Origin of the sequence: Pseudoalteromonas sp. OANN1 (genome assembly GCF_024124685.1) — a bacterium.
GTDB classification, from domain to species: Bacteria; Pseudomonadota; Gammaproteobacteria; order Enterobacterales; family Alteromonadaceae; genus Pseudoalteromonas; species Pseudoalteromonas piscicida.
On the sequence record NZ_JAMXSE010000034.1, the window covers coordinates 1 to 13262 of the forward strand.

16 protein-coding genes are annotated in these 13262 nt (G+C 41.3%); 14 read left to right on the plus strand and 2 right to left on the minus strand.

Translation table 11 applies throughout. The features are described 5' to 3' along the window. Nucleotides 1-115: 115 nt before the first annotated feature. Nucleotides 116-238 carry a hypothetical protein gene (locus tag NH462_RS22955; protein WP_290442497.1) on the minus strand — a complete coding sequence of 41 codons (123 nt, stop codon included), beginning with the start codon at nt 236-238 and terminating at the stop codon, nt 116-118. A gap of 544 nt (nt 239-782) precedes the next feature. On the opposite strand from NH462_RS22955, the gene lexA reads away from it, so the two are divergent. The 5 genes from lexA (at nt 783) to NH462_RS21230 (ending at nt 5917) form a co-directional block, all read left to right on the plus strand. Beyond that, nucleotides 783-1397 (plus strand): transcriptional repressor LexA, encoded by a 615-nt coding sequence (gene lexA / locus NH462_RS21210; RefSeq protein WP_010378434.1) that lies wholly within the window; start codon nt 783-785, stop codon nt 1395-1397. A gap of 360 nt (nt 1398-1757) precedes the next feature. Further along, nucleotides 1758-2900 (plus strand): cytochrome c oxidase subunit II, encoded by a 1143-nt coding sequence (gene coxB, locus NH462_RS21215; protein ID WP_017219465.1) that lies wholly within the window; start codon nt 1758-1760, stop codon nt 2898-2900. Beyond that, nucleotides 2900-4474: a cytochrome c oxidase subunit I gene (gene ctaD / locus NH462_RS21220; protein WP_017219464.1), complete on the plus strand. Its 1575-nt coding sequence runs from the start codon at nt 2900-2902 to the stop codon at nt 4472-4474. Before coxB ends, ctaD begins: the two co-directional genes overlap by 1 nt. Beyond that, nucleotides 4474-5052, plus strand: coding sequence for a cytochrome c oxidase assembly protein (locus NH462_RS21225; protein WP_253107692.1), 579 nt, complete (start codon nt 4474-4476; stop codon nt 5050-5052). The genes ctaD and NH462_RS21225 overlap by 1 nt, the downstream gene beginning before the upstream one ends. Then, on the plus strand, nt 5042-5917 hold the full coding sequence (locus NH462_RS21230; RefSeq protein WP_253107693.1) for a cytochrome c oxidase subunit 3: 876 nt from the start codon (nt 5042-5044) through the stop codon (nt 5915-5917). Before NH462_RS21225 ends, NH462_RS21230 begins: the two co-directional genes overlap by 11 nt. On the opposite strand, the gene NH462_RS23085 is transcribed toward NH462_RS21230, so the two are convergent. Next, nucleotides 5823-6119 carry a DUF2909 family protein gene (locus NH462_RS23085; protein WP_081629166.1) on the minus strand — a complete coding sequence of 99 codons (297 nt, stop codon included), beginning with the start codon at nt 6117-6119 and terminating at the stop codon, nt 5823-5825. The genes NH462_RS21230 and NH462_RS23085 overlap by 95 nt on opposite strands. Before the next feature lie 12 nt (nt 6120-6131). On the opposite strand from NH462_RS23085, the gene NH462_RS21235 reads away from it, so the two are divergent. The 9 genes from NH462_RS21235 to NH462_RS21275 all read left to right on the plus strand — a co-directional run bounded on the left by NH462_RS21235 (nt 6132) and on the right by NH462_RS21275 (nt 13261). Next, complete coding sequence (locus NH462_RS21235; RefSeq protein WP_253107694.1) at nt 6132-6860, plus strand: SURF1 family protein; 729 nt, start codon at nt 6132-6134, stop codon at nt 6858-6860. After that, nucleotides 6853-7344: a transmembrane cytochrome oxidase associated protein gene (locus tag NH462_RS21240; protein ID WP_253107695.1), complete on the plus strand. Its 492-nt coding sequence runs from the start codon at nt 6853-6855 to the stop codon at nt 7342-7344. Before NH462_RS21235 ends, NH462_RS21240 begins: the two co-directional genes overlap by 8 nt. A 9-nt stretch (nt 7345-7353) precedes the next feature. After that, on the plus strand, nt 7354-8367 hold the full coding sequence (locus NH462_RS21245) for a COX15/CtaA family protein (protein WP_253107696.1): 1014 nt from the start codon (nt 7354-7356) through the stop codon (nt 8365-8367). Then, the gene (cyoE, locus tag NH462_RS21250) at nt 8351-9250 is read left to right on the plus strand and encodes a heme o synthase (RefSeq protein WP_253107697.1); all 900 of its coding nucleotides are present in this window, start codon (nt 8351-8353) and stop codon (nt 9248-9250) included. Before NH462_RS21245 ends, cyoE begins: the two co-directional genes overlap by 17 nt. Next, entirely contained in the window at nt 9247-9840 is a 594-nt protein-coding gene (locus NH462_RS21255) for an SCO family protein (protein WP_010378443.1), read from the plus strand. Before cyoE ends, NH462_RS21255 begins: the two co-directional genes overlap by 4 nt. A 155-nt stretch (nt 9841-9995) precedes the next feature. Then, on the plus strand, nt 9996-10268 hold the full coding sequence (locus NH462_RS21260; RefSeq protein WP_010378445.1) for an STAS domain-containing protein: 273 nt from the start codon (nt 9996-9998) through the stop codon (nt 10266-10268). Between the two features lie 9 nt (nt 10269-10277). Continuing rightward, complete coding sequence (locus NH462_RS21265) at nt 10278-10640, plus strand: response regulator (protein WP_010378447.1); 363 nt, start codon at nt 10278-10280, stop codon at nt 10638-10640. A gap of 18 nt (nt 10641-10658) precedes the next feature. Further along, nucleotides 10659-12743, plus strand: coding sequence for a chemotaxis protein CheA (locus NH462_RS21270; RefSeq protein ID WP_010378448.1), 2085 nt, complete (start codon nt 10659-10661; stop codon nt 12741-12743). Beyond that, nucleotides 12740-13261 carry a chemotaxis protein CheW gene (locus NH462_RS21275; RefSeq protein ID WP_010378450.1) on the plus strand — a complete coding sequence of 174 codons (522 nt, stop codon included), beginning with the start codon at nt 12740-12742 and terminating at the stop codon, nt 13259-13261. The genes NH462_RS21270 and NH462_RS21275 overlap by 4 nt, the downstream gene beginning before the upstream one ends. Nucleotide 13262 lies beyond the last annotated feature (1 nt).

Here is a 13262-nt window from a genome sequence, read left to right on the forward strand (position 1 = left end):
TTAACAAATTTAGGGGGAAGCAACATGACATCATGCCCCAGCGACAGCGCTTTGCGAGCAATATGCTGGGCGCTACCGCAAGCTTCCATCACGACCTTTGAACCCTCGGCTTTTGCTAGCAACTCAACATAGGTTCGCGTTTCATTGGCTTATTAAACTTGAGTTTATTGCCTTTCAGCTGTGCTACTTGGAAAATGTTTTTTGCCAAGTCGATAGCGATTAAATTAGACTGTGTCATGTATGGACTCCTTATTTGGTAAAAGTGTTTTGCAATATCTTTATACCGTACTCTCCCGTTAAGGGGGAGGAGTCCATACATCTCCCACCACAGTATCAGCACAGCGCAATATGGTAGGGGGTGGTTCACCCACCGATAGGTTGCAATGAAAGTTTCCAGCCGATGATAGTGTGGATTCCCCATGTGAAAGTAGAACATCGCCAGGGCCAAATAAGAGAAACCCGTTGCAGTAATGCGGCGGGTTTTTTGTTGTTTGGGGTATAGAGGTTTTTCTATACCTAAGTGAATGCACTCCCAGCACAGTATTAGCACAATGCAACATGGTAGGAGGTAGTTTATCAGCCCAAAATCTTAATAATCTATTTCTTATTGCTTAGGGTCGTAGGTTATGCTTTGAGGCACAGACTTCGCTTCTTGTTAAATGCTACTCTAATTAATGCTATCAGCAAGTACACTTAAAATATGTCGAATAAAGAAACATTTGCGATTTTTTTTGAGCTGTATATACTTACAGTAAATAAACCACTGTATGGAACACCAGTTAATGCGTCCTCTAACAAAACGACAAGAACAAATCTTTGAATTAATAAAAGTATTCATAAAAGATACTGGCATGCCTCCAACTCGTGCAGAAATAGCTGATGCTTTGGGTTTTAAGAGTGCAAATGCAGCGGAAGAACATCTTAAGGCGCTTGCGAAAAAGGGAGTTATCGAAATGGTCCCTGGTGCAAGCCGAGGGATTCGACTTGTAGAGGATGAATCCGAACAACTTGGTTTACCTATTATCGGTCGTGTTGCTGCTGGTGAGCCTATTCTGGCAGAGCAACATGTAGAAAGTCACTGTAATGTAGATGCGAGTTTTTTTAAACCTAATGCTGATTATCTTTTGAGAGTTAATGGTATGAGCATGAAGGATATTGGCATTATGGATGGTGATCTACTAGCTGTTCACAGTACTCAAGTGGCTGAAAATGGCCAAGTGATAGTGGCTCGTGTAGAAGAGGACGTGACAGTTAAACGTTTTGAAAAGAAAGGAAAGAAAGTCTTATTGCATGCTGAGAATGAAGAGTTTAATGCGATTGAAGTGGATCTTGAGCATCAAAATTTCTCCATTGAAGGGTTAGCCGTCGGCGTTATCCGAAGTGCTGACTGGATGTAGTTTTTGAGAGCGAGCGTAGCGTTAAAGATAAAGTTGCGCTTGCTTTAACTATATTTTGTTTAAAAAGTGATAATTAACTTTTCTAACTATGTGAAAGTAGGATGATTATAGTGACTTTAATCATTTAGCAATATTTTTAGTTTTCTGATCTTTATACACTATTTTTCATCATTCTTCGTTTTAATCCCTATAGTCCCCAGTTTTGATTCTAAAGTCGGTCTTCTCAAAAATCTTGCAATTTGTTTGTTTTTTGACTAATTGGTTAATAGTCGTGCAGTAAGTCTATGTACAAATAGACAATATGACAGTCATCCAATAATAACAAAAGACAACCACGAGTTGTCTTGAAGGAGACGTCAAATGAAAATTTGTCGATTAGTTGTAGCATTCATCGCAGTGCTAATCGCCATGCCCTCACTTGCTAACAGCGCTTATAATATGAGGCAAGGTGTTACAGACATTAGTCATCAAGTGTATGAGCTTCACATGACCATATTTCTAATATGTTGTGTCATAGGTGTGATTGTGTTTGGGATTATGTTTTGGGCGCTTATAAAACACAGAAAGTCAAAAGGCGTTGTTGCAGCGCAATTTCATGAAAGCACCAAAGTGGAAATACTTTGGACTGCAATTCCCTTCCTGATACTCATTGGTATGGCAATACCAGCCACAAAAACGCTTATTGCTATGGAAGACACGAGTAAAGCTGATCTGACCATTAAAGTCACAGGTTCTCAGTGGAAATGGCACTATGAGTATATGGGGCACGATGTTGAGTTCTATTCCTTACTCTCTACTTCGAAAGATGAAATTAGTGATCTTAAAGAAAAAAATGAAAATTACCTGCTTGAAGTTGATAAGCATTTAGTTATTCCCACCGATAGGAAAGTTCGCTTTTTGATGACCTCAGATGATGTCATCCATTCTTGGTGGGTGCCTGATTTTGCGGTGAAGAAGGATGCCAATCCAGGCTTTATAAACGAGGCATGGACAAAGGTCAACGATGAAGGAATTTACAGAGGCCAATGTGCTGAATTATGTGGCAAAGATCATGGCTTTATGCCAGTCGTCGTCGAGGCTGTAAGTCCTGATAAATTTGATAGTTGGCTTAACGATGCTAAAGCTGAAAAAGCAAAAGCAGAAGCTGAGTCACAAGCAGTAGCCCAACAAACTCTTTCGAAAGAGGAGTTAATGGAGGTTGGTGAACAAACTTACATGGCTTATTGCGCAGCTTGCCATCAACCAACGGGGCTTGGGCTACCAGGTGTCTTCCCTGCAATGAAAGGGAGTAAAGTCGTCACTGGAGATATTAAAGCTCATATAGATATTCTCCTTTTAGGCCGCCCAGGAACTGCGATGCAATCTTTCGCAAAGCAATTAACAATCAAGCAGATCGCGGGGGTTATCACCTATAAAAGAAATAGCTGGGGTAATGACACCGGCGATGTTATTCAGCCAAGTCAAATACAGCGTGAGATAGATGCATTAGAGGAGGGTAAGTAATGAGTGCCATCGTAGAAGAACATTCACACCATACAGCTCCCAAAGGCTTAAAGCGCTGGCTGTTTACCACCAATCATAAAGACATTGGAACACTGTATTTATTGTTCTCACTAAGCATGTTTTTAATCGGTGGTGCTATGGCGATGGTGATCCGAGCCGAGTTATTCCAACCAGGGTTGCAGCTTGTAGATCCGCATTTTTTTAATCAAATGACGACAGTACATGGACTAATAATGGTATTTGGCGCAGTCATGCCCGCATTTACAGGCCTTGCCAACTGGATGATCCCAATGATGATTGGAGCTCCTGATATGGCGCTACCTAGAATGAATAACTGGAGCTTTTGGATACTACCCTTTGCATTTGCAATTTTACTGATGTCGTTATTTTTGGAAGGCGGCGGGCCTGCTTTCGGTTGGACTTTTTATGCGCCACTATCTACAACGTATAGCAATGACAATACAGCATTTTTTGTTTTTGCGATCCATATAATGGGTATTAGCTCTATTATGGGTGCTATCAACGTTATCGTGACCATTGTCAATCTTAGAGCTCCAGGTATGACATGGATGAAGTTGCCTTTATTTGTCTGGACTTGGCTGATCACTGCATTTCTTCTGATTGCAGTTATGCCCGTACTCGCTGGCGCTGTGACTATGGTATTGACTGATAAGTTCTTTGGAACGAGCTTTTTTGATGCAGCAGGTGGTGGTGATCCTGTTATGTTCCAGCATATATTCTGGTTCTTTGGTCATCCTGAAGTGTACATCATGATATTACCTGCCTTCGGCATAATCTCTACGATAGTACCGACATTTTCAAGAAAGAAACTGTTTGGCTATGCATCAATGGTTTATGCAACCGCGTCGATTGCTCTGTTGTCGTTCGTCGTTTGGGCTCATCATATGTTTACTACGGGCATGCCTTTAGCTGGTGAGTTGTTTTTTATGTATGCAACTATGCTCATATCTGTGCCTACTGGCGTTAAGGTTTTTAATTGGGTAGCTACAATGTGGCGAGGTGCTATTAGTTTTGAGGTGCCCATGCTTTTTGCCATTGCGTTTATCGTACTTTTCACAATTGGCGGATTTTCCGGTTTGATGTTAGCAATTACGCCCGCAGATTTCCAATATCACGATACCTACTTCGTTGTCGCGCATTTCCATTACGTGTTGGTTACGGGTGCAGTATTCTCAATAATGGCCGCCGCATATTATTGGTTACCAAAGTGGACAGGTCACATGTTTGATATCAAATTGGCTAAATTTCACTTTTGGCTCTCTTTGGTTAGTGTGAACGTATTGTTCTTCCCTATGCACTTTGTTGGTCTTGCTGGCATGCCAAGGCGGATCCCTGATTATGCTCTACAGTTCGCTGATTTCAACGCGATCATTAGTATCGGAGGGTTTGCTTTTGGTCTTTCTCAACTGTTGTTTGTTGCAGTGGTTTATAAATGTATAAAAGGTGGAGAGCAGGCCCCAGGGAAAGTGTGGGATGGGGCTGAGGGATTAGAGTGGCAAGTACCATCTCCGGCTCCTTATCATACCTTTTCAACGCCACCGGAGATTAAATAATGCAACATGGACGCCTGCTTAAGAAGCTAATTTTGTTGACGCTAGGTATGTTTGCTTTTGCCTTTGCACTGGTTCCTCTATACGACGTTTTTTGTGATGTCACAGGCCTAAATGGTAAGCCATCCATGGAAATCGCCAAGCAGAGCGAGTCAATTGTGCAAAGTCGACAAGTAGATGTGAGCTTCACAACGCATAGTCAAAGCCAGGCGCCATTTAAGGTCGATGCAGTCGAGCATTCGGTTAGAATTCAACCCGGTAAGCTAACCGATGTCAAATTCATTGCAAAAAATTTGAGTGATAGTGAGCGTGTGTTGCAAGCGATCCCTTCAGTGTCTCCAGGGAAAGCGGCAAAGTATTTACACAAAATGGCCTGCTTTTGTTTTGATCAGCAACCAATGAAAGGCAAAGAAGAAGTTGAGTTTGTCTTGAGGTTCTATGTAGATACGGAGCTCCCAAGTGATGTTGAGGAACTCACGCTTTCATATACGTTGTTTGATATTACAGAGCGAGTTAGCAAACAAGACAGTGATGGACTGAATATGCTGGCCACTCGAGAGGAGTTCAAATATGAACCATGAACAAGAAAAATATTACGTGCCTGAGCAAAGTCCATGGCCAATCGTAGGGGCTTTTGCGCTTTTCTTTATCGCTGTTGGCGCTGGCTTAACGATTATTCAACTTAAATCAACCAGTAATAGTGGAGTAATGCTACTGCTCGTGGGTATTGCTGTGCTGATCTATATGATTTTTGGTTGGTTCAGGAATGTGATCCAAGAATCTCAAACTGGATTATATTCTGCCCAAATGGATCGTTCGTTCAAGCAAGGAATGGGATGGTTTATCTTTTCCGAAGTTATGTTTTTTGCTGCTTTTTTTGGCGCACTTTTTTATGCTCGAATGATAGCTGTGCCGTGGTTAGGCGGTGCAAGTAATAACGCCAGTACCAATGAGTTTTTGTGGCCTCAATTTGAAGCTGTATGGCCATTGCTCACAACTCCAGATGGAACTGTAACTCAAGCTATGGGTTGGCAGGGACTTCCGCTGATCAATACGATTATTCTATTAGCATCATCAGTAACCCTTAGCTTTGCTCACGTAGCTTTAGAAAAAGAGCAAAGGGCGAAAGTGAAGGCGTTCTTAGGATTAACAGTACTACTTGGCGTCGCATTCTTAACCTTGCAAGTGGAAGAGTATATTCACGCTTACCAAGATCTGGGGCTAACTCTCCAGTCGGGAGTTTACGGTAATACGTTCTTTTTGCTGACAGGATTTCATGGTTTTCACGTCACACTTGGTGCGATCATTCTTTTCGTTATATGGATAAGGGTATTAAAGGGTCACTTTACCGCTAAGAATCACTTTGCTTTTCAAGCTGGGGCTTGGTATTGGCATTTTGTTGATGTTGTTTGGTTGTGCCTGTTTGTATTTGTTTATGTGTTGTAACAACGGGTGAAGAGTGTAGCTTTATAAAGCCAAATTGAGCGGCAAGACAGATTAGAAGTACGACAGCTATTGATGCATAAACTCTTTGTTGCAATAGCCTCGCCATCGACTCTTGTTGCTCTGACTTGAGCATGACTAGCATAGCTCTAAATAGATTTAGAAAAACGAGTAGTAGCAATACAACAATAATAATTTTAATCATAAGGGGTGTCCGATGGATTTAGGTGCACTTTTTAAAGGTAGATCAAAACCCCCCATATTGGCAGCATTAATCGTTGTTCTTTTATGTGGCTCGCTCTCTTATTGGCAGTGGCAAAGAGCGCAGCAAAAACATGTGTTGCAGCATAAAGTTGAGATTGAAAAATCGCTAGGCGTGGCTAATGAGCAGCAAGTAACATCCCAGCCGCTCACGCAATATGTTAATGCTGAAGTGTCGATTACAGGGAATTTTGTAGGCGATGCGGTTTGGTATTTAGATAATCAAGTCGTGAAAGGCCGAGTCGGTTTTGATGTAATTGGCATTATAAAAATTTCCGAAACTGATGAGTATCTAGCTGTTAATTTAGGTTTTGTGCCTCAGCAGGTTAGTCGCGTGCCTACCGTTTACTCTCTTCCAAGTGGCACCGTTTCTCTACCTGTCTATATCAAATCTAGTGCTAGTAAGCGGTTCACCTTAGCTAAGTCTGCGGCTGAGGAGACAACAAAACAATCTGTGATTCAGTATATTGATGTTGATTACTTGTCTGCGGAGTCAGGTAAACCTCTTTTACCTCTAATTGCCTACATGACTAAAAATAGACTTGCTGGGACTGAGCCCCATTATCAACCGGTCGTAATGTCACCGCAAAAACATGAAGCTTATGCATTACAGTGGTTGCTTATTGCCTTGGCCGCGGTAGTAATTGGCTGGAAACTTTCAAAAAAGGAGAATAAAGATGTCTAAAAGCGCGGCATGGTTTATAGGGCTGTTCGTATTCCCCTTACTATTGGCATTTGTTGCCTTGAAGGTCGGCTGGATACCACATAGTACGACTAATCACGGTGAATTTTTAAGTCAGGAGGTTCGCCAATCAGAGCTGGTTTTAGATACTGAGTGGAGTATCGTTTATCAGCGACCAAAGCAGTGTAATAAGCAATGTTCTTTACTACTAGATAGCTTACCTAATTTGTATTTAGCGCTGGGGAAAAACCAGCAGAAAGTATCGCTTGTGGTATTACAAGAGCAAAATGAAAAAGGTATTGAGTACGCTACTTCTTTGCCGATATACCTCAACCAGTTAGATGATAACTATCTCTACCTAGTTGATAAAACAGGGTTATTTGTACTTAAGTATGCACCAGTAGCAAGCTTAGAAGAAATACGAAGTGTACAAAAAGGGCTACTGAGTGATCTGAAGAAATTATTGAACTACTCTCGTTCAAGTTAGGAGGTAAATATGTCCAAGGTAAGAATAAAAATCGCAATATTTGCCTGTTTCGTCGCAATAACGGTAGTGACACTTGGCGCCTTCACGCGTTTAAGTGATGCGGGACTTGGGTGTCCAGATTGGCCTGGGTGTTACGGCTTTTTAACAGTACCAAATGAGACTCATGAACTATCTGCGGCGAAAGACAATTTTCCACATTTAGAAGTGGAAGAAGAAAAAGCTTGGATTGAAATGATCCATCGCTATTTTGCCAGCTTCCTCGGGTTACTTATTTTGGCACTTGCATGCATAAGGCTGTTCAAGAAGCAAAAAACAAAAAGCCCTAATCGTCACTACTACTTACTGCTATTGCTTGTGTTATTTCAAGGGGCACTTGGGATGTGGACCGTGACGATGAATTTACAGCCAGTTATTGTGATGGGTCATTTACTAGGTGGGTTTAGTATTCTTGCATTGCTGGTGTTATTGGTTTTAAGGCTGAAATACACCACTATTACTGCTAGTGTAACTAGCCTTACCTGTCGTTTATGTTATGTGGCTCTTGGTGTGTTGATTATACAAATTGCGCTTGGTGGGTGGCTTGCAGCCAATTATGCTGCTCCACATTGTACAGGCTTGCCGCTATGTGACAATCTGCAACTTTTCTCTTGGCAGAGTTTATTTACGCTTCCTGAAGCTTCAGCGACTTATGAGTTTGGTGTTTTGCCATTCGAATCTAGAGTATCTATTCACTTTATCCATCGGATATGGGCAGTTATTACCGTTTTAATGTTACTTGCTGCATGCTGGCCACTGCTTAAAGCAAGTCAAAACCGAGTACTCCGACACTCAGCGCTTGTCGTTTTAGCTTTAGTTTCTATACAAGTTTTGGTTGGGGCTGCAATAGTACATTTTCAGTTTCCTCTATTGTTGACACTATTCCATAACTTCATGGCAGCTATGGTGTTATTAGCAATGGTGAGATTATGCTTTTTTATCAGCTTGGCGCAAAAAGTAGGGGTGAAATATGCTTCAATTAACTAATTTTTCAGAGCTTCAAAAAGCAACTACGCTATTACAAGCCTACTTTGGCATGTGTAAGTTCAAAGTAGTATGTATGTTAGTTATTACTGCTTGGGTCGGGATGATGTTAGCACCGCAAAGTGATAAAACATTATTGGCACAGTTAATGAATTTGTTTGGCATTGGTTTACTTTCAAGTAGTGCAGCAGCTGTAAATCATATCGTGGATAGAGAAATAGATAAAAAGATGGCGCGAACACGAAACCGACCGTTAGCGACAGACTCCGTTTCTGTATCATCAGCTTTAATCTTCGCGACGGGCCTCGCAATTTCAGGATATGCTCTATTAACTATTTTCGCCAATCAGTTATGTGCGCTACTTACCTTAGCCGCGCTATTCGGTTATGCCGTGGTTTATACGTTATTGTTAAAGCGCGCAACACCTCAAAACATAGTAATAGGGGGGTTAGCAGGAGCGATGCCACCTCTGTTAGGTTGGGTCAGTGAGACTGGTCAGCTTGGTGCAGAGCCTTGGTTGTTAGTAATGATCATTTTTGCTTGGACACCTCCCCACTTTTGGGCATTAGCTATTGCTCGTAAACGAGATTACGAAAAAGCCGAAGTCCCCATGTTACCAGTAACGCATGGAAACGAATTTACAAAACTCTGTGTGCTATTTTATACCATCATTTTGACTTTAGTCTGTTTGCTACCTTACCTAGTGGGAATGTCTGGTTGGATCTACTTGCTGGTCTCCGGCATAGCAAATGTCGCTTTTATTTACAAAGCCACAAAGCTTATGAGAACAAATAGTTTAGAGTATGCTATGAGGGTATTCTATTTCTCTATCTGGCATCTTTTGATAGTGTTCATTGCACTCTTTGTGGATAAAGCATTTATATGAAAAAATTTTTCTTAATTATCTCTATGTTAATTCTGTTTGGTTGTGGGCCTGCGCCAGATGTGTCGGAAAAAGTGGTTTGGTACCCTAAGCCTAAGGACGTGAAAGCGTTTGAATTAAGGGATCAATACGGTGAGGTAGTCTCAAATCAAGACTTTACCGATAAATGGAACTTGCTGTTTTTGGGTTACACTAGCTGTCCCGACGTGTGTCCTATGACGCTGTTGAAGCTAACTCACGTATATCAATCCGTAAAAAACAAAAGTGACTTACAAGTATGGTTTGTATCGGTCGATCCTAACCGAGATACTGAAGAGAGGCGTTTAGCCTACATCAAGCACTTTGATCCTAATTTTAAAGCGGTATCTGCCGATCATTCGGCTTTATTTCCTTTTGTGAGAGATCTCGGTTTAATCTACGCAATAAATCAGGAACAGACAGAAGAGTATTATGTTGATCATAGTGCGTCTGTAGCATTAATTAACCCTAAAGGCCAGCTTGAGGCTATTTTCAAACCTACACATACAGCTGGAGCTGTCCCTACAATCGATGACAAACTACTTCTCGCTGACCTAGAGAAGATCATCAATTAGTCTTATATCGGCACTGGTCGACCCCAGTGTCGCTGTACTATCTTACCTCTAACGCTTTAATTATTTGCGGATTTTTAATCAATCTTTGTGGCATTTTTACCATCACGGTCTAAGCTAATTTTATTACTCATTTTTACAAGGATAGTCTTCAGCTCATGTTGAAACTTCCACCTGAAATGGCGATTAACCATGTGGAAAGCCTGTACCATCAGATTTTCCAAGACTCTATGGAAACATCAGACATCACGATTGATATTAGTGAAGTGCAAAGAGCCGACACAGCGTCTATACAACTGCTCTGTGCCGTACAGAAACACTTGCTCTCTTTAGAACATAAAATTGTATGGCATGGTGAAAGTGACGCTTTAGCGCAGGCGGTAGATGAGTTGGGATTAACCCATTATTTATTCCATAGTATTGAAAATTAAGAGGTGAATATGAAAAAGATTTTAGCTGTGGATGATTCGGCGTCAATGCGCCAAATGGTTGGCTTTACTTTGAAAAAAGCAGGTTTTGATGTCACGGAAGCCAAAGATGGCAGTGAAGCGCTATCTATTGCTAAGCAACAAGGGTTCGATGCCGTGATCTCTGATGTAAACATGCCTGTAATGGATGGGATCACTCTTATTAAAGAGCTGCGCAGCTTACCCAACTATAAGTTCACCCCTTTACTGATGCTGACAACTGAGTCGGGGTTAGATAAAAAAACAGAAGGTAAAGCGGCGGGAGCAACAGGTTGGATAGTGAAGCCATTCAACCCTGAACAACTACTAGCGGTATTGAAAAAAGTCATAAGATAGATACAGAGAGGCGTCGATATGAGTATTGATTTAAGCCAATTTTTTGATGTCTTTTTTGAAGAGAGCTTTGAAGGTCTAGACATAATGGAAGCTGAGCTGCTGAATTTACAGCCAGGCCATGAAGACTCAGAAACGATCAATACTATATTTCGCGCAGCACACAGCATTAAAGGTGGCAGTGGAACATTTGGTTTTACTTCTGTCGCTAACTTCACGCATGTTTTGGAAACCTTACTCGATCAGATCAGGGATGGGCGTCGACAGTTGACCGCTGAACATGTCAATTTGCTGCTCCAATCCGTTGATTGTTTAAGGGCCTTATTAACCGCATTACAAGCCGAAGAAGAGCCAGATCTTTCCAATGCGAATGAGTTGAAAGTTAAATTTGAAGAGATTTTAGGTGGTAAAGAGAGTGCTAGCTCAGATACTGCCGATAGCACACCTCAAGGGCAAGAATCTCAAACCTATCAAATAGACTTTAAACCGCTCCCTCATTTGTTTAAAACCGGTAACGAGCCGCTTTATATGTTAAGTGAGCTGTCAGAATTGGGGGATTTAGAAACTCATGCGTTTTGTGATGCTATACCTGAGATTGATGACTTCAATCCAGAGGATTGCTACCTCAGTTGGAGGTTATACTTAACAACCAGTCATCCAGAATCGGCGATTAAAGAAGTATTTGAGTGGGTTGAAGATGATGCTGAAATTTCTATTACCTTATGTGGTGGTTTATTTGAAGATGATGTGAGTGTCTCCACAACGCCAGAACCAGAGAGTGAGAAGAAAGAAGCGTCGAGCAACGACACTCAAAATATTGATGTACCAAAAACACCCTCAGCGACAAAAGCTAAGCCTGAGGCTAGCAAGAAATCAGCAGAATCGACTTCGATCCGTGTTGGGATTGATAAAGTTGATTCGCTTATCAATATGGTAGGGGAGTTGGTTATTACCCAAGCTATGTTGACTCAATTAGGCGAGCAAGAACCGACTGAAAATACGCTTGCTGCGATGCAAGAAGGCCTCGCTCAATTAGCCCATAACACGCGCGATTTACAAGAAAATGTAATGCGTATCAGGATGTTACCTATTAGTTTTGTCTTCAGCCGATTTCCCCGTTTAGTAAGAGATACGTCACAGAAGTTGAATAAACAGGTTGAGCTAAAACTGCTAGGAGAGCAAACAGAATTAGATAAAACCGTGATGGAAAAAATTTCCGATCCTATGGTTCATTTAGTAAGAAACTCTTTGGATCACGGCTTAGAAACACCGGAAGACAGAATAAAAGCCGGAAAAGATCCCGTAGGTACGGTGACACTGAATGCTTTCCACCAAGGTGGAAATATTGTGATTGAAATCATGGATGATGGCAGAGGCTTGAATACCGAAAAAATAAAAAGTAAAGCAATTGCCAATGGCCTAATTCAAGCAACTGATGAGCTGACTATTGAAGAGGTTAATGAACTTATTTTTAGGCCAGGGTTTTCAACAGCTGATGAAGTGAGTGATATCTCTGGTCGCGGCGTAGGTATGGATGTTGTTCGACGAAATATTCAAGCATTAAACGGCAGCGTCGAAGTGACCTCTGCAAAAGGGGTTGGCTCGACATTTACGATTAGGCTGCCATTAACGCTGGCCATTCTTGATGGTCAACTGGTTAAAGTTGCAAAGCATACCTACATCATTCCACTTATTTCTATTGTTGAGTCTTTACAAATAGATATTAAAAAAGTGAGCAAAGTAGGTAATGGTTTAGAGGTGCTTCGGTTACGAGATGAATACATACCAATACTAAGGCTATATCAACTATTTAACCATGGTGGTGCAATAGAAGAGTTGGATAAAACACTGTTAGTAGTTGTAGAGAGTGATAATCACAAAGTGGGATTGTTGGTGGATGATTTACTAGCGCAACAACAGGTCGTTATTAAAAGTCTCGAAGCGAATTATCAGAAAGTAAATGGGATCTCAGGGGCGACAATTTTAGGTGATGGAAGAGTCTCTTTAATTGTTGATATTAGTGGTCTTATCAAACTGAGTGGCTTAAAGCGTCCAGGAACTCAAGAGTTATTAGTAGAACAAGAGTTAGATGAGGTGGTGTCATGATCACTGAAAAAGCCTCGATTAATGAACAAGTCATGCTTGCAGACAGAGATGACGATACACAATTTCTCACCTTTATGATGGCGGGAGAAGAATATGGCATGGATATTCTGGCCGTACAGGAAATCAGAGGGTGGGAAGAAGTCACTGCAATTCCAAATGCTCCTAAGTATGTGAACGGTGCGATTAATTTACGTGGCACGATAGTGCCAATCATAGATTTAAGGGTTCGATTCGGCTTACCGCAAATCGAATATGGAGCGCTAACTGTGGTTATCGTTGTCTCCGTTGTAATAAAAGAGGCAACAAAAATTATGGGGTTAGTTGTTGATGCGGTATCTGACGTATACAGCATCAACGAAGAAACAGCGAAGGATGTTCCAGATTTTCAAGACTCGGAAAATAGTCAATTTGTACAAGGACTTGTAAATGTTGGTGAAAAAATGGTCGTACTTTTAAATTTGAAAAAGATATTAGATCTTGAAGTAAAGCAGAATGAGCAATTGGTTGTCGGGGGATAAC